This is a genomic window from Shimia haliotis (genome assembly GCF_900114415.1).
Taxonomy (GTDB): Bacteria; Pseudomonadota; Alphaproteobacteria; order Rhodobacterales; family Rhodobacteraceae; genus Shimia; species Shimia haliotis.
The window spans coordinates 35923-56158 of record NZ_FOSZ01000012.1 but is presented as its reverse complement, the minus strand read 5'-3'; the positions used below and the strand labels follow the sequence as shown (position 1 = coordinate 56158).

Below are 20236 nucleotides of genomic sequence, written 5' to 3'. Positions count from 1 at the left end.
CTACGCGTCGATGTACGCGGCCTCGATCAACGACCCGGAAGGTTTCTGGGCGGAGCATGGCAAGCGTGTAGATTGGATCAAGCCGTTCACCAAGGTGAAGAACGCCTCTTTTGCGCCCGGTCAGGTCGACATCAAGTGGTTTGAGGACGGCACGCTCAACGTCGCCGCCAACTGTATCGACCGCCATCTGGAAACCCGCGGCAATCAGGCCGCGATCATCTTTGAACCCGATGATCCCAACGAGCCGGCGCAGTCCATCACCTATGCCGATCTGCACCGCCGCGTCTGCCGCATGGCCAACGTGCTGGAGCAGCTGGGCGTGCGCAAAGGCGACCGCGTGGTCATCTATCTGCCTATGATCCCCGAAGCGGCCTACGCCATGCTGGCCTGCGCCCGCATCGGTGCGATCCACTCGATTGTGTTTGCCGGCTTCTCTCCCGACGCCCTCGCTGCCCGCGTGAACGGCTGCGACGCCAAAGTTGTGATCACCGCCGACAGCGCGCCCCGTGGCGGACGCAAGACCGCGCTCAAGTCCAACACCGACGCGGCGCTTTTGCACACCAAAGACACCGTCAAATGCCTTGTTGTGAAACGCACCGGCGATCAGACCACATGGATTGACGGGCGCGACTATGACTACAACGAAATGGTCATGGAGGTGGGCGACTACTGCAAACCCGCCGAGATGGACGCCGAAGACCCGCTCTTCATTCTCTACACCTCCGGCTCCACCGGTCAGCCAAAAGGCGTGGTGCACACCACCGGCGGCTATCTGGTCTATGCGTCCATGACGCATGAATACACGTTTGATTACAAAGACGGCGACATCTTCTGGTGCACCGCCGACGTTGGCTGGGTCACCGGCCACAGCTATATCGTCTATGGTCCTCTCGCCAACGGCGCGACCACCCTGATGTTTGAGGGCGTGCCGACCTATCCGGATGCCTCCCGCTTCTGGCAGGTCTGTGAAAAGCACCGTGTGAACCAGTTCTACACCGCGCCGACAGCCCTGCGCGCGCTGATGGGTCAAGGCAACGAATACGTCGAGAAATGCGACCTGAGCTCCCTGCGCATCCTCGGCACGGTGGGTGAACCGATCAACCCCGAGGCCTGGACCTGGTACAACGACGTCATCGGCGGCGGCCGCTGCCCGATCGTCGACACCTGGTGGCAGACCGAGACCGGCGGCCACATGATGACCCCCCTGCCCGGCGCCCATGCGACCAAACCGGGCGCCGCGATGAAGCCGTTCTTTGGCGTGCATCCCGTCGTGCTGGATCCGCAGTCCGGCGAAGAAATCTCCGGCAATGACGTCGAAGGCGTGCTGGCGATCAAGGAAAGCTGGCCAAGCCAGATGCGCACCGTCTGGGGCGATCACGAACGCTTTGAGAAGACCTACTTCTCCGACTACAAAAACTACTACTTCGCCGGCGATGGCTGCAAACGCGACGCCGATGGCGACTACTGGATCACCGGCCGTGTGGATGACGTGATCAACGTGTCCGGCCACCGCATGGGCACGGCTGAGGTTGAAAGCGCGCTCGTGGCTCACGCCGCCGTGGCCGAGGCCGCCGTGGTGGGCTACCCGCACGACATCAAGGGTCAGGGCATCTACTGCTACGTCACCCTGATGAACGATCAGGCGCCCAGCGACGATCTGAAGAAGGAGCTCCGCACCTGGGTGCGTACGGAAATCGGCCCGATTGCCAGCCCCGACCTGATCCAATGGGCCCCCGGCCTGCCGAAAACCCGCTCCGGCAAAATCATGCGCCGCATCCTGCGCAAGATCGCCGAGAACGACTATGGCGCACTGGGCGACACCTCAACGCTCGCTGATCCATCCGTCGTCGATGATCTCATCGAAAACAGAATGAATCGGAGCTAAGCGCATGCTCGACAAAGCAAAAACCGCAGCGCCCGTTCTGATCCTGCTCGGCCCTCCCGGGGCCGGCAAAGGCACACAGGCCCGCATGCTCGAGACCAAATTCGGTCTCGTGCAGCTCTCCACCGGTGATCTTTTGCGCGCCGCTGTGGCCGCTGGCACAGAGGCGGGCAAAGCCGCCAAAGCTGTGATGGAAGCCGGTGATCTGGTCTCGGACGAGATCGTCATCAACATCCTGCGCGACCGCCTTGCCGACGCGGACTGCGCCCAAGGCGTGATCCTTGACGGCTTCCCGCGCACCACGGTGCAGGCCGAGGCCCTTGATACACTGCTTACCGAAAGCGGCCAGCGCATCAACGCCGCCATCAGCCTTGAGGTCGAGGACGCCGCCATGGTGACCCGCATCTCCGGCCGCTATACCTGCGGCGGTTGCGGCGAAGGCTACCACGACAGCTTCAAACAGCCCGCAAAGGACGGTCAATGCGACACCTGCGGCGGCACGGACTTCAAACGCCGCGCGGACGACAACGCCGAAACGGTCGCGTCCCGCCTTGAAGCCTATCACGCACAAACCGCGCCCCTGATTGCCTACTACGAGGCGAAGGGTGCGCTGCAATCCGTTGATGCCATGGGAGACATCGACGTGATCGCACAAGAGCTTGGGGCCATCGTCGCAACGGCGACGGCCTGAAGGGATTGGAGAGGCAGCCTTGGCCGCCTTTTCATGGAGGAAACGGAAACGAGAGGGAGGAGGCATTCCATGTCTGACAACTCATCCAACAGCGCATATTGGTCCGCCAATGTTCGCATCATCCTGATCAGCCTCGTCATCTGGGCGCTGGTCTCTTTCGGGTTTGGCATTCTGCTGCGCCCGATGCTGGCAGGCATCTCTGTTGGCGGCACTGACCTTGGCTTCTGGTTCGCCCAGCAAGGGTCGATCCTCGTCTTCCTGGCACTGATCTTTTTCTACGCCTGGAAAATGAACAAACTCGACGCCGAACACGGCGTTGAAGAGTGAGAGGCTGAGGGACAATGAGCCAATTTGCAATCAACCTGCTGTTTGTGGGCGCGTCTTTTGCGCTCTACATCGGCATCGCGATCTGGGCCCGCGCTGGGTCCACGTCTGAATTTTACGCCGCCGGCCGCGGCGTTCACCCAGTCACCAACGGTATGGCGACAGCAGCTGACTGGATGTCGGCAGCCTCGTTCATCTCGATGGCGGGCCTCATCGCCTTCACCGGCTATGACAACTCTTCCTTCCTGATGGGCTGGACCGGTGGCTACGTGCTGCTGGCGCTTCTGCTTGCGCCTTATCTGCGTAAGTTCGGCAAATACACCGTGTCGGAATTCATTGGCGACCGCTTCTACAGCCAGACCGCGCGTATCGTGGCCGTGATCTGTCTGATCGTGGCCTCCACCACTTACGTGATCGGCCAGATGACCGGCGTGGGCGTGGCCTTTGGCCGCTTTCTTGAGGTTTCCAACACCGCTGGTCTGCTGATCGGTGCCTGTGTTGTGTTTGCCTATGCTGTTTTTGGCGGCATGAAAGGTGTGACCTACACGCAGGTGGCGCAGTATTGCGTTCTGATCACTGCCTACACCATTCCGGCGATCTTTATCTCGCTGCAGCTGACCGGCACGCCGATCCCTGCACTGGGCCTGTTTGGTGACCACGTTGCTTCTGGTGAGCCGCTCCTGATGAAACTCGACGCGGTTGTGACCGAGTTGGGCTTTAAGGAATACACCGCGCATCACGCCGACACGTTGAACATGGTGCTCTTCACCCTGTCTCTGATGATCGGTACTGCGGGTCTGCCCCACGTCATCATGCGCTTCTTCACCGTTCCCAAGGTGTCTGATGCACGTTGGTCGGCTGGCTGGACTCTGGTGTTCATCGCGCTCTTGTACCTAACGGCTCCGGCTGTTGGCGCCATGGCTCGCCTGAACATCTCCGAACTGATGTGGCCCAATGGCGGCATCGAAGGCGGCGCTGTGACCACGCAGCAGATCGAGAACGAAGCCGAGTACGACTGGATGGCCACATGGCAGAAAACCGGTCTTCTGGATTGGGAAGACAAAAACGGCGACGGCAAGATCCAGTATTACAACGACAAGAATGCTGATCTTCAGGCGATTGCTGCGGAAAAAGGCTGGGAAGGCAACGAGCTGACCAAGTTTAACCGCGACATCCTCGTGCTGGCCAACCCGGAAATCGCGAACCTGCCCTCTTGGGTGATTGGTCTCGTGGCCGCCGGTGGTCTCGCCGCAGCACTCTCGACCGCAGCAGGCCTTCTGCTCGCGATCTCCTCCGCTGTGTCTCACGACCTGATCAAAGGCGCGATTGCTCCGCAGATCTCGGAAAAGAACGAGCTTCTGTCCGCACGGATCGCAATGGCCGTGGCCATCGTGGTTGCGACGATCCTTGGTCTCAACCCTCCGGGCTTTGCGGCGCAAACCGTGGCACTGGCCTTCGGTCTGGCAGCGGCTTCGATCTTCCCGGCGCTGATGATGGGTATCTTCTGGAAGAAGATCAACAACACCGGCGCGGTTGCAGGCATGATCGCGGGTATCTCCGTGACGCTCGTCTACATCTTCCTGCACAAGGGCTGGCTCTTCATCCCTGGCACCAACAGCTTCACCGACGCTGATCCGCTTCTCGGCACGATCAAGTCCACAAGCTTTGGCGCCATCGGTGCTCTGGTCAACTTCGGTGTCGCTTATGTGGTCGCTTCCATGACCAAAGAGACCCCGCAGGAGATCAAAGACCTCGTGGAAAGCGTACGTATCCCCAAAGGGGCCGGCGCGGCACAGGATCACTGATCGGTTTCCCCACCGATCAGGGGCGGAGCGCCTCCCGGCCCCGCCCTTCCCCTGTCCCGCCCGGCACATTGTCGGGCGGGATTTTTTCTTTATAGGTTGCACACATGCCCCTGACCCAAGACCAGATCACCCGCTTTCTGCGTTCCGTACACCCTTATGACGCGCTGCCGCCTGACGCCCTCCCGGCGCTGGCCGAAAGCTTTGACGTCTGGGAGGTCGAGAAAGATTTCTCCGTCTACGATCTGGGCGAAAAACTTCCTGGCCTGTTCATCGTCTACGAAGGCGTGATCGAGGTCCGCGACGAAAACGATGTGGTGGTCTCCCACCTTGGCCTGCGCAACTCTTTTGGCGAGCGCGGACTTCTGCGCGAGGGCCGCGCCGTGACCTCGGCCCGTGCCGAAGAACATGCGTTGCTGCTTGTGCTGCCCCCTGCCAGTTTCCGCGCCCTGATCGCGGATCATGAACCAGCGCGTCGTTTCTTTGACCGCTCACGCGCCGCCCGAAAAGCCAAGACCAACGATCTTGCCACTTCGCGGGTCGATAGTTTTATGGCCCGCAACCCAATCACCGTATCCCCCGATGCCGCCGTGGCCGACGCCGCCCGCCTGATGCGCGAAAAGGGCATCTCGTCTCTGTGCATCACCGAGGGAAAAGCACTGTCAGGCATCCTCACTTCCGGCGATCTGGTCGGCAAAGTGCTGGCCGAAGCCCGCCCCCTGACCACGCCCGTGTCTGAGGTCATGACCACCGCCCCAATCTCCCTGCCCCCGACAGCCATCGGCTCGGACGTGCTGCATGTGATGATGGAACGCGGCATCGGCCATGTGCCCATCGTCGAAGCCGGAAAGCTCATCGGCATCGTCACCCAGACCGACCTCACCCGCATTCAGGCCGTGAGTTCCGCCGAACTGGTGGCCGAAGTCGCCAACGCCGAAACCGCCGAGCAAATGGCCACTGTCACCGCCCGTATTCCGCAACTGCTTGTGCAATTGGTCGCAGGCGGCAACCGCCATGAAATCGTCACCCGTCTGATCACCGACATCGCCGACACCGCCACCCGCCGCCTGCTCGCCATGGCGGAGGCCGAACTGGGCGAACCGCCGGTGCCCTACCTCTGGCTGGCCTGCGGGTCGCAAGGGCGGCAGGAACAGACCGGCGTGTCTGATCAGGACAATTGCCTGATCTTGGACGACGCCTGCACCGACGACATGCGCACCGGATATTTTGCAAAGCTCGCCAAGATTGTCTGCGATGGCCTTGATACCATCGGATACTTCTACTGCCCCGGTGACATGATGGCCACGAACCCGCGCTGGTGTCAGCCGCTATCGGTCTGGCGTGGTTATTTCAAAGGCTGGATCGACACGCCCAATCCCGAAGCCCAGATGCTCGCCAGTGTCATGTTCGATCTCCGCCCCATCGGCGGCACCTTCGATCTCTTTGCAGATTTGCAGGAAGACACCCTCAAGGCAGCGGCCTCAAATTCGATCTTTGTCGCCCATATGACCGGCAACTCACTGGGCCACCAACCGCCCCTAGGCATGTTGCACGGCCTCGCCACGATCCGCTCCGGCGAGCACAAAAATCAACTCGACATGAAACACAACGGCGTGGTTCCCATTATCGACCTCGCGCGCCTATATGCCCTGCAAGGTCAGCTGCCCGAGGCCAACACCCGCGCCCGCCTAAAGGCCGCGCAATCGGCCCAAGTCCTGTCTGAAAGCGGCGCCGCCGACCTTCTGGACGCCTATGACCTGATCGCCGAAACCCGTCTTGAACATCAGGCCCGCCAGATCACCGCGGGCCAGAAACCCGACAATTTCCTCAGCCCTGCCGCCCTCTCCGATTTTGAGCGAAGTCATTTACGCGACGCATTTGTCGTGGTGAAATCTCTGCAATCCGCTATCGGTCATGGCAAAGGCATGCTCGGTTAACCGTAAGGACCACTAAATGTTTATCGAACTCATCGCCACTTTCATCGCCGGCCTCGCTGGCGCAGGCGTCATGATGCTGATCCTGCGGCTCACCGGCAATCGCCTGCCGCGTTGGCTCACGCCCGTGGCGGCTGGTGGTGCCATGCTGGCGGCCACGATCACCTCTGAATACGGTTGGTACAACCGCACCGCCGCCACGATGCCCGAGGGGTTTGAAGTGGTGCAGACCGTGGAAAACAAGGCGCTCTATCGCCCTTGGACCTATATCAAGCCTTTCACCGAACGCTTTGTTGCGCTGGACATCAACAGCCTGCAAACCAACGCCGCGCTACCCAATCAACGCTTGGCGGATGCCTATTTTTATGGCCGCTGGGCACCCCTGAACCGCATCACCGTTCTGAGCGATTGCCTCAACGCCCGCAGAGCCGCAATTGTGGACACCGTTGACTTCACCGCCACAGGCGCCATCGAAGGCGCCTCATGGGTCAGCGTGCCTGCCGATGACCCCCTCCTGACCGCAATATGTGAGATCTGACATGACCCGCCTCAGCTTGCGCCTTCGTATTTTGCTATTCTTTGCCCTCTTGGCTCTGGGTGGCATCCTGATCGTGGCGCTGGCTTTGATTGTGGGCTATCGCCACAGCATCGAAAGCGGCTCTGGCCCGGGCTTCATGTTGTCGGCCATTATCGCGGGTTTTGGCCTGCTTGGCCTAGCCACCGGCATCTGGTTTCTGTTTGACGAAAACGTTGCCAAACCCATCGAGAAACTCGCGGCCACTCTACGCGTACGCGCCCATGCCGGTGTGCCGGCTGAACTCGACAAACACGCCGCCCGCTATTTGGGGGATCTGGCCCCAGCCGCGGATGCGGTGACAACACAGCTCAACGAACAGACTCTGGATGCGGCCGAAATGGTGGCTCTGGAAACCGAAGCCCTGTCAGACGAGAAAACCCGCCTGACCGCGCTGCTCTCCGAAATTCCCCTCGCGATTGTCCTGATCAGCCCGACCCACCGCATCGTCTTGTATGACGGTCAGGCCGCAAGCGCGCTGGCCCAAATTGCTCCGCCGCGCCTGAATGCCTCAATCTTTGACTACTTTGCCAAACCCAACCTGATCGCCGCCCACGACGAATTGGTGAAAACCGACCGCGAAGTGGCCTTCGAGGCGACCTGCCCCAATGGCGAAGTCAGCTTCGCCGCCCGCCTGAAACCGCTGGGCTCTGCCCGCGGCTATATGATGTTCATCGACGAAGCCCACAGCCACCTGTCGCCCGAAGCCTCGCGCCCCCTCACCTATGATTTTGAGCTTTTGAAACCCTCGGGGCCTTCCAACCTGATGAAGCTGGCGATCGACCGCGTGCCTTTTGTGGTGTTTGACAGCGAAACCACTGGCCTGTTGCCGCACAAGGACGAGGTCATACAACTTGGCGCGGTCCGCGTGTTGCGCGGGATGATCGTCCCCGGCGAAAAGATTGACCGCCTGGTTGATCCCGGCCGCCCGATCCCGCCGGCTTCCACCAAAGTTCACCACATCACCGATGCCATGGTCGCAGGCGCCCCGTCGTTCCAACCCGTCGCCACCGAATTTCACCACTTCGCCCGCGACGCCGTGATTGTGGCCCACAACGCGCCGTTTGACATGGCCTTCCTGCACCGCCGCGCCGAAGAATACGACCTCGACTGGCAGCATCCCATTCTGGACACCGTGCTCCTGTCGGCTGTGCTCTTTGGCACCACCGAAAGCCACACGCTCGACGCCCTTTGCGCCCGCCTTGGTGTGACCATTCCCGCCCGATTGCGCCACACCGCGCTTGGCGATGCACAGGCCACCGCCGAAGTCCTCTGCCGCATGCTGCCGATGTTGAAATCTCAGGGGTACACCACGCTGGAGAAGGTCATTGAGCAGTGCCAGAAACACAGCCGACTGCTGGAAGACATGAACTGAGGCAGGCCTCGCAGGGGCGGCACAAATCCCGCACCACCACGGGAAATGTGCGCGCCCTCTTGCAACAGCGCCTATTTCCCTCCAATGCTGCCCGAAACACGCACACCGGACAGACACAGGCCCGCCGATGGACATCATCTCAGAGGTTTTCGAACCCACAGTAGACAACCAGCGCCCCTATAGGAACGCCTTGGGCAGCTTCGCCACGGGCGTGACCGTTGTCACAACCCTGACCGACACCGGCCCCATCGGCATGACCGCCAACTCGTTTTCCTCTGTGTCGCTGGACCCGCCCATGGTGCTTTGGTGTCCCGCCAAAAGCTCGGATCGCTTTGTCCCCTTCACCGAGGCCCGTCACTACGCGATCCATGTTCTGCGCCACGACCAATACGATCTGGCGCTCGCCTTTGCCCGTCGCGCGGACGCGTTTGACATGGTCGATGTGATGCCTGGCTCTGATAAGGCACCAGTCTTTGACGACTGCCTTGCACGGTTTGAATGCAGCACCGCTGCCGCGCATGATGCGGGCGACCATGTCATTATGGTGGGCCATGTCACCCGCGTGCTTCTCAACGAAGGCGCGCCGCTGATCTGGTCGCAACGCGACTACGGCACTTTCGCCTCAGGCGTCTGACCCGCCCCCAAGACACCCTTGCCAGATCGCCGCATTGCAGCGAAACTCCGCCCAAGCGCGGCCGGTGTTTGCATTCGTGAAACCTTCTGGTCCAATTGCAACCAAGATATGACTTTCAGGGAGAACCCCGTGGACCCCAACGCCCCCCATCAAAACAGCTTTGACGCCATGCTTGCCGCAACCGAGCCGCTGGACCCGATCACGACCGCAATCGTGCATCCCTGCGATGCTCCCTCTCTGGAGGGCGCACTTGCAGCCCGTGACCGCACACTGATCACGCCGATCCTTGTGGGGCCGCAAAGCCGCATCACAGCCGCCGCCGCAGAGGCCGACCTCGATATTTCAGGGTTGGAAATTGTGGACACGGAACACAGCCACGACAGCGCCGAGGCCTCCGTGCGTCTGGTGCGCGAAGGCCGCGCACAGGCTCTGATGAAAGGGGCTCTGCACACCGACGAGGTGATGAGCGCAGTAGTCAACAAAACCACAGGCCTGCGCACCTCCCGCCGGATGAGCCACGTTTTTGTGCTGGATGTTCCGACCTATCCCAAACCGCTTTTGATCACCGATGCGGCGATCAACATCTATCCCGACCTCATGGCCAAGGCCGACATCGTGCAAAACGCCATCGAGCTGGCTCAGGCATTGGACGTGGACATCCCCAAGGTCGCCATTCTGTCGGCGCTGGAAACCATCTACCCCAAAATCCCGTCGACACTTGAGGCCGCTGCGCTTTGCAAAATGGCCGACCGCGGCCAGATCACCGGCGGCATACTCGAAGGCCCTCTGGCCTTTGACAACGCCATCTCAGCCAAGGCGGCCAAAACCAAGGGCATCACCTCCGATGTGCCAGGTGACGCCGATATCCTTGTCGCGCCCGATCTTGAAGCCGGCAACATGATCGCCAAACAGCTGATGTATCTCGCGGGCGCCGACAGCGCCGGTCTGGTGCTTGGCGCGCGTGTGCCCATCATGCTGACCAGCCGCGCCGACGGCACGCTTTCGCGCCTTGTCTCCGCGGCGCTGGCGCAACTCATGGTGCATCACAACCTCGGAAAGGAGCTGATGTGAGCAACGGCAAAAAAGATGCCTTTCTGGTTCTGAACGCAGGCTCATCCTCAATCAAATACGCCGTCTACGGCACCGACCTGACCCAACATCTGCATGGTCAGGTCGACCGCATCGGCATCGGCCCCGCCTATCACGGCGGCAAAAAGCAGATTGATCTGCCGGTTGAACCCAACGCAACCCACGCCGAAGTTCTGGATTGGCTGCTCAACCACATCGAAGGGCTCTCCCACGAATTGCGCATCGTCGGCGCGGGCCATCGCGTGGTACATGGCGGTCGCGAATTCGCCGCCCCCGCCCGAGTAACGGACGATGTCATCGCCAAGTTGGAACAACTGGCCCCGCTTGCCCCCGCCCATCAGCCGCACAACCTCGCGGGCATCCGCGCGGTGGCCCGCCGCTGGCCTGACATTTTGCAGGTTGCGTGCTTTGACACCGCCTTTCACCGCACCCAGCCGCGCATCGCGCAACTCTTTGCGATCCCTCGCGAATTTTCCGACGACGGCGTGCTGCGCTACGGATTTCACGGGCTCAGCTATCACTATATTGCCACGCAACTGCCGCATCATCTCGACAAACCCAACGGCCGCGTGATCGTCGCCCACCTTGGCAACGGCGCATCGATGTGCGCCATGCAAAACATGCAATCCGTGGCCACCACCATGGGCTACACCGCGCTGGACGGTCTGGTCATGGGCCGCCGCTGTGGTGAACTGGACCCCGGTGTCATTTTCCACATGCTGCGTGACCGCGGCATGTCGGTGGCCGACATCGAAACCACATTGGGCAGCAAATCCGGCCTGCTCGGTGTTTCTGGCCTCAGCTCGGACATGCGCGACCTCTTGGCCTCCGACAGCCCGCAAGCCGCTGAAGCCGTCGATCTGTTTGCCTATCAGGCGATCAAAAAGATCGGTGCCCTTGCAGCCACGCTGGGCGGTCTGGACGCCATCGTGTTCACCGGTGGCATCGGCGAGAATTCCGCCGCCGTGCGGTCCCGCATTTTGCAAGGCTGCGTCTGGCTCGGCGCTGAAATCGACAATTCTGCCAATGCCGCCAACCAAAGCCGCATCACCTGCGCTGGAAGCCAGCTTGCGGCCCATGTCATTCCGACCGACGAAGAAGGCATCATCGCCGGCGAAACCCGCCGCCTCGCAACGACCTAAGAGCTGCCGGTAGTGCCAAACGCGCGCCCAGCGGGCGCGCGCGCCACTCTGCCAGTCAAAAAGCGTGACCCTCGCGACAAAACATGGTCAACTCTCCGCATGGATTTGCTTGATCGCTTTGTCACTCTATGGGTCGTGATCGACCCCATCGGCACCATACCGGTATTTATCGCCGTGACGGCCGCCATGACCAGCCAACAACGCAAGCAAACCGCGCTCTTGGCGTCAGCCACCGCTTTCGGCGTCTTGCTCTTTTTCCTTCTGCTCGGACAAATCCTGATCGAGGCGTTGGGCATAAGCCTTTTGTCGTTCCAGTTCGCAGGCGGCATCATCCTGTTTCTGTTCGCGCTCACCATGATCTTTGGCGAGGCCAAACCGGAGACCGACAAAAAAGCTGCCGACGCGGACGAGGACCTGGGCGACCACCGCCCTTCACCCGCAGTGTTCCCGCTCGCCGTGCCATCTCTGGCCAGCCCCGGAGCGATGCTTGCCATCGTTATGCTGACAGACAACAATTCCGTGGCGCTCACAGACCAAGCCCTAACGGCCGCTGTCATGATCGCCGTTCTCGCCATCGCCTACGTTTGTATGCGGCTGGCAGACCCGATCATTCACTTGATCGGCAATTCCGGTGCGGCCATCGTCAGCCGCGTTATGGGCATGCTGCTGGCCTCTGTCGCGGCGGACTTTGTGCTCTCGGCCCTGATGGAAATCAGCGCCAATGGCCTCTGAACTGGCACCGACGCAATACCGACGTTTTACCGACGTGATACCGACACCGCCTTAAAGGTCGATTTCGATCACCCCGTCTGGGTCTTTTGCGCGGCTTTGACAAAGGATCACCGAGGCCTCGCGCTGCTTGTTTGACAACACAAAATCGCGGTGCTCCACCTCACCAGACACCAGCCCGCATTTGCAGACACCGCAAATGCCATCGCTGCACTTCACGTCCACATGCACACCGTTCTCCAATAGAACATCCGTGGCAGTTTTATCTTCTGGAACAACAAGTTCCCGACCATCTTTCAACCGGATCTTGAAGGCAAAATTCTCGTATTCAGGCTGCTCCGGCACCGAAAAATACTCCAGATGCCGCGCCTCTTCCGGAAAGCCCTGCCGTTCCGCGGCGGCCATAACCCCGTCCATGTAACGATCCGGCCCGCAGGTATAGACATGCCACCCCTGCTTGTATCCCCCCAAGACCGCATCCAAATCCGCGCGCGTCCCCTTGTCCGAAAAGTGGAACGTGACATGCTCTGCCCAAGGCATCCCCTTGAGATCGTTGATATAACCAGCACCTTCTTCGCGACTGGCCGAATAGTGCAGCTCGAAATCCTTACCCAATTCATGCAGACGGTGGGCAAAGGCAATCATTGGAGTGATGCCGATCCCGCCGCCCATAAGAAAGGTCTTGCTGGCTGCTTCATCCAACTCGAAGTGATTGATCGGCTTGGACACAAAAACCCGTCGACCTTCGGAAAAAATCCTGTGAAGTAAGGCACTTCCACCTCGCCCTTCATCTTCACGCAACACACCGATCTGATAGGTAGAGCGATCGTTAGGATTGCCCGACATGCTGTATTGGCGCAGAAATTCCGGCGCGACCAACACGTCCAAATGCGCACCGGCCGTCCACTCCGGCAGCGCAGATCCGTCCGGCGTTTGGAATTCGTATTTGGTCACATCCGCCGTCATCGCCTCGACCGCGCTGATTTCGACCCGCACCACCGGCGCGTCCTGCGCGGACGGCACCGAATAGGAATGCACAACCGACATGTCTCCATCGGCAATTCTCGCCTTATATTCCTCTGCGGAAACCATTGATTCATATGCTAAAATTCCGGCCTCACGATCCATCGGGAACGGATAAGGCCAAGGGTGCGGCGCCAACGGAGCAGGATAAACCGCCAATGTCTGATCTGCGTATTTCAGATCGAGATCGACTTGCAGATCGCGTCGGTTCAGCGGCTCTTTGGTCGGCCGATAGGCTCCATCCGCCTCAAGTTCCAGATCCCACCACCATTTTTTGACGTCATTCAGACCGCCATTGCCAACCTTGTCATCCAGTTCGGCCAGCGGTTTGGCAAGGCGCGGAAACTTCATCGCCGCCCACCGGAAAGGCGCCTCAGCGAACAGCCCTTCAAGGTTCCACGGACAGGTCTTCATACACCGCCCGCACATCGCCCCACCTGGGGTTGTCACACGATACGTCGCGCATTTCTGGCTGTCGGATTTCCAGATTTCATAGCCGTTGAACATCAATTTCGGACCGGCCGTAATCGCGCCAGACGGACATTCACGCGCGCATTTGTTGCAGCTCTCACAGAAGTTTTGCAGCCCGAAATCAATAGGTTGATCATGATCCATGGGCATGTCTGTCGTGACTGCACCGGATTTCAGCCGAGGCCCCAGATAAGGGTTCAAGATCACCTCGCCGATCCGGCTGACCTCACCCAACCCCGACAGCAACAACAACGGCGGTTGAAGAACCTCACCGTCCATCACCGTGTGCGCTTTAGCTTTGTAGCCGAGGTTTCTGATTTGTTGGGCAATAACCCCGCCCAAAAGCGAGAACCGCAAATAGGCCCGCATGGACTGCGCAACGCTGATCCAATCGTCGCCGCTCGCCCCCTCCATGGTTTCGTAACCCTGATCAATGATCATACTGATCGCCTGATCATGACTTGGGATGATTGGCTCACCCGTCGCGTCGTGACTGTACCACGCCCACTCAGGACATCGGCTCAACCCAACGGCGTCAACGCCCAAGAAATGGCTCGCTGCTTTCAAGTTTGCCGCGTTACGTTCTGAATTTGTTGGCTTTTCTACTACTGCACTTTCACCATCCTGCAACAGCACGAAAGCCCCCAAAGCGCGTCTTTGTGCCATGCTTGGCGCAGCCTTGCGCACGTAGTAGCCCCCTTTGGCCGCGTCCTGAAGGGTCTTTCCCATGTCGCCAAATTGCGCCCGCGCAAACATATCAGCCCGCTTCGGAACCCGCGCCACGCGCGCTTCGTCGATGTATGTTGTCGGGGTTGGCACGCGTTTCAGCAGCTCAAATGGCTGCGCGCCTTTAACATAGTCGCGATTGCGGTACGGATCCTGATTTAGCCCCGATTTAGCAAACCCTTTGCCCAACCACCAAGCCGGACCCTGTGTACGGAACCACGGCTGTTTGTCCATTGGTGCCAGGGGTTTGTCGTGCGCGAGATCCATATCCGTCGTCACTACCGCCAACCCGTAGCGGGTCCCGAGCCAAGGCGCGACAAGCGCATCCCCTTCCGCACTCAACAGCCCCGCAGCAACCCCTAGCCTCCCCAGATCCACATCTGTGGAGGTCGCCGTATGCGCCTTGGCATTCCAGCCTAACAACCGAATATAGTTTGCAATCACAATCGCCGTTTCGGTCGCCCGCAAACAGGCTCGGTGATCCTGCGCGTCCAAAATCCAGTCGCTACCCGGCTCTCCGCGTTCGGGGTCGCGCATGTGTTCAATCAGGAAAACCAGCGCCGTGCCTTGGCCATTGGTGCTGCTCGGCGGGGCTTCCATGCTTTCCTTGAGATCCGCCATAATCAGGTCAATGCCCGCCGCAAGCGTCTTGGTCTGCCGTGTTTTCAGCGCATGCGCCAGCCGGTCAATCTCGGGGTTGCGACGCGGGGTTTCAAGCACCGCCTCCGGCACCACCGGGCCGATGCCGACCATCGATACGTCGTTGAAATACCCAAAGGATTTCAGATGATTGGACCGTTCAGTTGAATCTTGAGGCACCGCAGACCGGACCTTATTGACCAAACCGTCCCGCAAGGCATCCATCATCGCCTGAAACTCACCCATCGCATTCACGATACTTTCAGGCCGTTCAGGGCGGGCAAAACTCAAAGGCAGATCGCGCGGAAGATCACCCAACGCAGGCATCGCCCCACGCTCCAACCGCTCTAGAGGATACGGCCCCAAATGAACCGGTCGTGCCTTATCCGAAAAGAACTTAATCCCCATTGCCTAGCGCTCCCTTCCGCGTCAGTCGGCTTAAACTGCACAGGACGCGCGGGACTGGCAAGCTAAAAATGAATGATCGTTCAGTGGATGGGTTAGCTGGACAACAACGTCAGGCCAATCGGATCCAACCCGTCTATGCCGCCGGTAATCTCCTGACCGGCCTGCACGGCGCCCACTCCGGCGGGCGTGCCGGTCATCACCACATCGCCAGGCACCAACGTATAAAACTTTGACAGATGCATCACCAACTCGACGGGGCTCCATACCATTTCCGCCAAGCTCGCATCCTGCCTTACCTCGCCGTCCACCTCTAGATGGATGCGTTGCGATGCGGGCCCACCAAACACGGCTGCAGGTGTCATCCGAGCAAACACGGCCGAGTTTTCAACATCTTTACCAAGGCTCCAGGGCCGCCGATTGTCTTTCCCGTCCTGCTGACGGTCGCGGCGGGTCATGTCCAGCGCACAGCCATACCCAAAGATCGCAGACGCCGCCTCGACTTCAGTTGCGTCTTTCACTTCAGCCCCGATACCAAAGGCGAGTTCCATTTCGTGATGGTAATTGTCTGTGCCCGCAGGAAACGGCACCTCTGCCCCACTAATCACCGCGTGGGCAACCGATTTGGTGAAATACCAAGGTGCCTCGCGATCCACCTCGCCTCCCATTTCGGCTGCATGGGCCGCATAGTTGCGCCCCACGCAAAAAATACGACGCACAGGAAACCCGGAATCGCGCCCTTTCACAGGAATTGCAAAAACGGGCAACGGATCAAACAACAGAGATGGCATGAGTGGGCTCCTCACAGGTTCAGGCCCAGCCCTTTAACCACGATCCTGTTGTTCAATCCAGTTGCACATCAGCGGCGCTAGAGGAAAACGAAATTGGCCGCGTCACGCACCTCTGCAGCAGACAGGCTCCCGGCAAGGTACAGGCTGCCATGCGGTCCGACATGCACCACAACCCCCCCGTCAATGTCCGAGATCGTCAGATCGTTCACCGAGGTGATATCGTCGTATTCCAGTTCGATCACATCAAAGCCAACTTCAAAATCGGTGATCAAATCACCCGTGGCCATATCCTCTCCCTCAAAGCGGAAGATATCAGTGCCTGACCAGCCCGTCAGCGTATCGCGCCCCTCTCCGCCAGAGATCGTATCGGTGCCGACGCCGCCGTTGATGGTGTCATCACCGTCGCCGCCACGCAGCAAGTCGTTGCCTTTGCTACCGGAAAGCGTGTCGTTGCCCTGATTGCCGGAAATCGAGTCATCCCCGTCGCCGCCTTTCATGTCATCGTCGCCGCCAAAGCCATAGATCGCGTCATTGCCGTCGTTGCCACGCACATAGTCGTCGCCCTTGCCGCCCTCCAGGCTGTCATTGCCGTCTTGCCCATAGATCGTGTCGACACCGTCTCCACCATTGACGGTGTCAGAGCCGCCTAAAGCATCAATGGAATCGTTGCCGTCGGTTCCAGTCAGGAGATCATCTTGTTCTGTTCCCAAAACGGCACTTCCGGGTGGCGGGGTGGGAGTCTCTCCCGGCGGGATGTCGTTTGGTGCCAGTACGTAAGTAATCTGGATGACCTCATAGGGTTTGAGTTGCACCAGAACCTCGTCGCTATCAACGGGCTCATCCGTGACTGTCGCGAGTGTATCAAACTCATTGAAATAGTAGCGTTCCCCATCAATGACTGTATATTCCGCCGCTTCAATGTCCCCGTCTCCGTTGCGGAACACGCCGTCAGAACTGTTGGGGGAGCTGTCATATCCGATACGCACCGCATATGCGTCATCGAATTCCGGCATAAGAGTTGAAAAATCCAAGTCGAGATTCAGAACTTCGTCGCTGCGGGAAACAACCTGAAACACAACTTTTTCATCGTTGGCATAAGTTTGGATCTCTACCTGACCGTCGTCATTGCTAAATTCTGTCTCAATCAGTTCGGTACCAACCAACTCCGTCGACATGACATCGAACATGGCGCCACGCACAGAGTTCAGAACTCGATCCTCGTCGTCTACAATGGGCATATCGGTACGCGTGCCTGCGTGGTGTGTTGCGGTATTGTGGACCGGCGGCCATGCGTGCGCTGCGTCCGCGCCCATCTCGATCATGTTTTCAAACTGCTCGGCAATAATACCCGCCGCACGCATGCCGTTCTGGGGGAAATTGGTTGTGCGGATGTTCCACTCTGTGATGTGCAGATCCAGCTCTTTGTCGAAATTTTCTTCCCAGATGGCATAATCGCTGTCGATAAAGCCGCGCTCATTCCCATCATCTGTGAAGGTATCGTAGTGTTTGTTGTAGTAGTAGTGCTCGACCACCCCGTCGATTGCATCACGCGCTTCGTCTGAAAGCTGATCAATGATCTGTTGATTGGAATCGTCGCGGCGTGCGCCAAAGGGACGGTCATCCACAGAGGTGTGGAATTCTGATCCGTTATTGGGCGTGCCCATTTGAACTATGATGGATGGCTGATCTTCAGGGGCCACCCCTGCATTTTCCATACCTTCCGCAAAGGCCCGCGCAGCAATGTCAGCTTTCTGCCCATATGCTGTTTCACCCTGAATCCAATATTCGTTTCCGATCTCAAAGGCTTCGACCACGTCACCATACTGTGTGACGATAAGTTCCGCAAAGCGGGCCATGTCGTCGTACATGGCCTCGTACTCTTCCACGGAGAATATTTTCGTAGGGGTGCTGAGTGTCAAATAGACATCATTGCCGTTCTCATGGGCGGCTATCACAGCGTCAAGTGCGGCAACAACCTCCTCACGGAGCACCATCTCGCCCTCGTCGTTTTCCTCCAATTCCATCACGTTGAGCCAACGGGTGCCTTCTTCCTCGCCGGTTTCAGGATCCGACTGCCCCGCAGGGAAACGCACATGCATCACATCCAGAGCATCCACCGCAGCAACATAATTCGCCAAGGGCACGCCAAATTCTGTGTTCACACTATAAATCGCGTTGGCACCGAACATTTCAGAAGTCACCGCATTTCCTGTGGTCGACGCACTCTGGAGCGTCATATTGATAACATCCCCAGTGGTTTGAACCGGCGTGGGGCCTTCTGCGTCAGGATCGGGGTTCAGATTGCCGAGCCAAAGCGTCTGATCCTGCATAAAGTGAGAATCCACTCCATAAAGCACAGCCGCAACCCGCCCGTCGTACTCAACAAGCGCCTCACCACCTTCTTCGCTTTGATAAATCACCACGGAATCTGCGACTTCTTCGGCGGTCAGCGGTGTTCCGTCGGCACCAAGAAGAGTGATCACCTCGATATGGCCGCTTTCCGTGCGCAGCTCATAACCATAAATCTCGACCGGAGCGTCTTCTCCCGTCAAAGGCACACGCACTTCGAAAGTATCGCGCCCCTCATTTCCCGCCATCACATCGCCGTTGTCTCCGCGTAGTGTGTCGTCCCCTTCGCCCCCAACCAACGTATCGGACGCAGCGCCCGCCAATTCAGGATCATCGAGACCGTCCACAAGGTCGTTGCCCGCGTCACCGAGCAAATAGTCAGCTCCATTGCCGCCGACCAGTGTGTCTGCGCCATCAGCCCCCTCAAAATAATCATCTGTGACGCCCGTCTCATCACCAACCAGCAAATCATCGCCATCAAATTGTCCAGTGAGCCCTGGTGAAAGGTTACCGACCCAGTTCGTGTCAGCATCCAAATCGGCAACTGTGTAGCCTTCGATAACAGCCACAACCTGATCCGCCATTAGCACCTGTGTATCTCTGCCGTTTTCTGCGTCTTCCAATCTCGCATTCAAAGAAAGTAATTCCGCACGCGTCAGCAACGCCCCGGTGTCGTCGAGAAATGATACCAAATCAGTTCTCAGCTCTGCCTCGTCACCATGAAACAGAGACAAATCGGTGATCACCACCGCCTCATTGCCATCTCCAACGACAATTTCAAACCTGTTGACACCCTCGCCCCCTGTCAAAGTGTCGCCGTCGTCGCCAATCAGTCGGTCATTCCCTTCTCCGCCAAACAAAGTGTCCGGTGCTCCCTGAGACCCGACATCTAAGGCGTAAAGCACATCATCGCCTTCGTCACCGCGCAGATAGTCCGCTCCTGTTCCCGCGCTTAGAAGGTCATCGCCTTGGCCTCCGATGAGCGTGTCATCGTTGTCGTCCCCAAACAGGAAATCATTGCCGCGTCCGCCCTTGATCCGGTCGTCGCCTTCACCACCGGAAATCACGTCCACTTCGTAGCCGCCAAGAAGCGTGTCCGCGCCGGTGTCTCCGGTCATAAGGTCGTTGCCTGCCAAGCCGACTAACCGGTCATCGCCGGCTAGCCCGTCCATTGTGTCATCGCGCTCGGTTCCGATCAGCGTGTTATCCCCGCCGTCACCTGCGATCACTTCGCCTGGCGCTGCGTCCTGCGGTTCTGCAATGCTGACGTCAGTCTCCTCCGCCGGAGGCGCGGCATCGGCTGCCGGTTCTTCGGTCGCAAAGCTTTCCACGGTCTCGTCTTCGGCGACCCCGGTGTCAGATTGCCCAGAGGCGTCCGTTGTTTCGCCAGCATCGTCGGCAAAAGCCGCAGCGCTGTCGGCGCTGTCCTCATCTGAGATTTGTGTTGCCAATGCCAATAGTCCGGCTGCCGAAGCCAAAAGTAGTGCCGTTAACATGAGCGCCCCCGCTATCGATGGCGAAACCGACCAAAACTTAAGAGACCGGCCTTCGCAGTCAGATATCCCAGCTTAAACCGTTCGCGCGAAAGATGTTAACTAAATATTAGGGTTATTGTTTCCCGTTCTGTAACAATGCTTCGGTCCGAAAACGGGTTTC

General features: G+C 59.0%; 14 protein-coding genes. 11 read left to right on the top strand and 3 right to left on the bottom strand.

What is annotated here, in order from left to right; all coding sequences use genetic code 11:
* From acs to BM069_RS18860, 11 genes are all read left to right on the top strand, one after another.
* Positions 1 to 1885: acetate--CoA ligase (gene acs, locus BM069_RS18910; protein ID WP_093326047.1), on the top strand; the 1885-nt coding region annotated here is incomplete at its 5' end.
* A gap of 4 nt (positions 1886 to 1889) precedes the next feature.
* Positions 1890 to 2573 carry an adenylate kinase gene (locus tag BM069_RS18905; protein ID WP_093326039.1) on the top strand — a complete coding sequence of 228 codons (684 nt, stop codon included), beginning with the start codon at positions 1890 to 1892 and terminating at the stop codon, positions 2571 to 2573.
* 69 nt (positions 2574 to 2642) lie between these two features.
* Positions 2643 to 2900, top strand: coding sequence for a DUF4212 domain-containing protein (locus BM069_RS18900; RefSeq protein WP_093326038.1), 258 nt, complete (start codon positions 2643 to 2645; stop codon positions 2898 to 2900).
* Positions 2901 to 2914: 14 nt separating this feature from the next.
* A complete protein-coding gene (locus BM069_RS18895; RefSeq protein WP_093326036.1) occupies positions 2915 to 4702 on the top strand; it encodes a sodium:solute symporter family protein in 1788 nt (595 codons plus the stop codon).
* A gap of 104 nt (positions 4703 to 4806) precedes the next feature.
* Positions 4807 to 6636 carry a DUF294 nucleotidyltransferase-like domain-containing protein gene (locus BM069_RS18890; protein WP_093326035.1) on the top strand — a complete coding sequence of 610 codons (1830 nt, stop codon included), beginning with the start codon at positions 4807 to 4809 and terminating at the stop codon, positions 6634 to 6636.
* Between the two features lie 16 nt (positions 6637 to 6652).
* A complete protein-coding gene (locus tag BM069_RS18885) occupies positions 6653 to 7171 on the top strand; it encodes a hypothetical protein (RefSeq protein WP_093326033.1) in 519 nt (172 codons plus the stop codon).
* A 1-nt stretch (position 7172) separates the two neighbouring features.
* Positions 7173 to 8582, top strand: coding sequence for a 3'-5' exonuclease (locus tag BM069_RS18880; protein ID WP_093326031.1), 1410 nt, complete (start codon positions 7173 to 7175; stop codon positions 8580 to 8582).
* A 127-nt stretch (positions 8583 to 8709) separates the two neighbouring features.
* Positions 8710 to 9216, top strand: coding sequence for a flavin reductase family protein (locus BM069_RS18875; protein WP_093326030.1), 507 nt, complete (start codon positions 8710 to 8712; stop codon positions 9214 to 9216).
* Between the two features lie 129 nt (positions 9217 to 9345).
* On the top strand, positions 9346 to 10287 hold the full coding sequence (locus tag BM069_RS18870) for a bifunctional enoyl-CoA hydratase/phosphate acetyltransferase (protein WP_244503666.1): 942 nt from the start codon (positions 9346 to 9348) through the stop codon (positions 10285 to 10287).
* Positions 10284 to 11447: an acetate/propionate family kinase gene (locus BM069_RS18865; RefSeq protein ID WP_093326027.1), complete on the top strand. Its 1164-nt coding sequence runs from the start codon at positions 10284 to 10286 to the stop codon at positions 11445 to 11447. The genes BM069_RS18870 and BM069_RS18865 overlap by 4 nt, the downstream gene beginning before the upstream one ends.
* 99 nt (positions 11448 to 11546) lie before the next feature.
* On the top strand, positions 11547 to 12179 hold the full coding sequence (locus BM069_RS18860) for a MarC family protein (RefSeq protein ID WP_093326025.1): 633 nt from the start codon (positions 11547 to 11549) through the stop codon (positions 12177 to 12179).
* Between the two features lie 51 nt (positions 12180 to 12230).
* Here the strand turns inward: BM069_RS18860 and BM069_RS18855 are convergent, their stop codons facing one another.
* The 3 genes from BM069_RS18855 to BM069_RS18845 all read right to left on the bottom strand — a co-directional run bounded on the left by BM069_RS18855 (position 12231) and on the right by BM069_RS18845 (position 20076).
* Entirely contained in the window at positions 12231 to 15443 is a 3213-nt protein-coding gene (locus tag BM069_RS18855; RefSeq protein WP_093326024.1) for a 2Fe-2S iron-sulfur cluster-binding protein, read from the bottom strand.
* Between the two features lie 92 nt (positions 15444 to 15535).
* On the bottom strand, positions 15536 to 16231 hold the full coding sequence (locus tag BM069_RS18850; RefSeq protein WP_093326022.1) for a fumarylacetoacetate hydrolase family protein: 696 nt from the start codon (positions 16229 to 16231) through the stop codon (positions 15536 to 15538).
* 77 nt (positions 16232 to 16308) lie between these two features.
* Entirely contained in the window at positions 16309 to 20076 is a 3768-nt protein-coding gene (locus tag BM069_RS18845; protein ID WP_139216250.1) for a calcium-binding protein, read from the bottom strand.
* Positions 20077 to 20236: the final 160 nt, after the last annotated feature.

Bases quoted from the DNA above. Each gene is read 5' to 3' on its own strand.
- BM069_RS18860 (WP_093326025.1), top strand. From the start codon at position 11,547: ATGGATTTGCTTGATCGCTTTGTCACTCTATGGGTCGTGATCGACCCC.
- BM069_RS18885 (WP_093326033.1), top strand. From the start codon at position 6,653: ATGTTTATCGAACTCATCGCCACTTTCATCGCCGGCCTCGCTGGCGCA.
- BM069_RS18900 (WP_093326038.1), top strand. From the start codon at position 2,643: ATGTCTGACAACTCATCCAACAGCGCATATTGGTCCGCCAATGTTCGC.
- BM069_RS18890 (WP_093326035.1), top strand. From the start codon at position 4,807: ATGCCCCTGACCCAAGACCAGATCACCCGCTTTCTGCGTTCCGTACAC.
- BM069_RS18895 (WP_093326036.1), top strand. From the start codon at position 2,915: ATGAGCCAATTTGCAATCAACCTGCTGTTTGTGGGCGCGTCTTTTGCG.
- BM069_RS18905 (WP_093326039.1), top strand. From the start codon at position 1,890: ATGCTCGACAAAGCAAAAACCGCAGCGCCCGTTCTGATCCTGCTCGGC.
- BM069_RS18880 (WP_093326031.1), top strand. From the start codon at position 7,173: ATGACCCGCCTCAGCTTGCGCCTTCGTATTTTGCTATTCTTTGCCCTC.
- BM069_RS18845 (WP_139216250.1), bottom strand. From the start codon at position 20,076: ATGTTAACGGCACTACTTTTGGCTTCGGCAGCCGGACTATTGGCATTG.
- BM069_RS18855 (WP_093326024.1), bottom strand. From the start codon at position 15,443: ATGGGGATTAAGTTCTTTTCGGATAAGGCACGACCGGTTCATTTGGGG.
- BM069_RS18850 (WP_093326022.1), bottom strand. From the start codon at position 16,231: ATGCCATCTCTGTTGTTTGATCCGTTGCCCGTTTTTGCAATTCCTGTG.
- BM069_RS18875 (WP_093326030.1), top strand. From the start codon at position 8,710: ATGGACATCATCTCAGAGGTTTTCGAACCCACAGTAGACAACCAGCGC.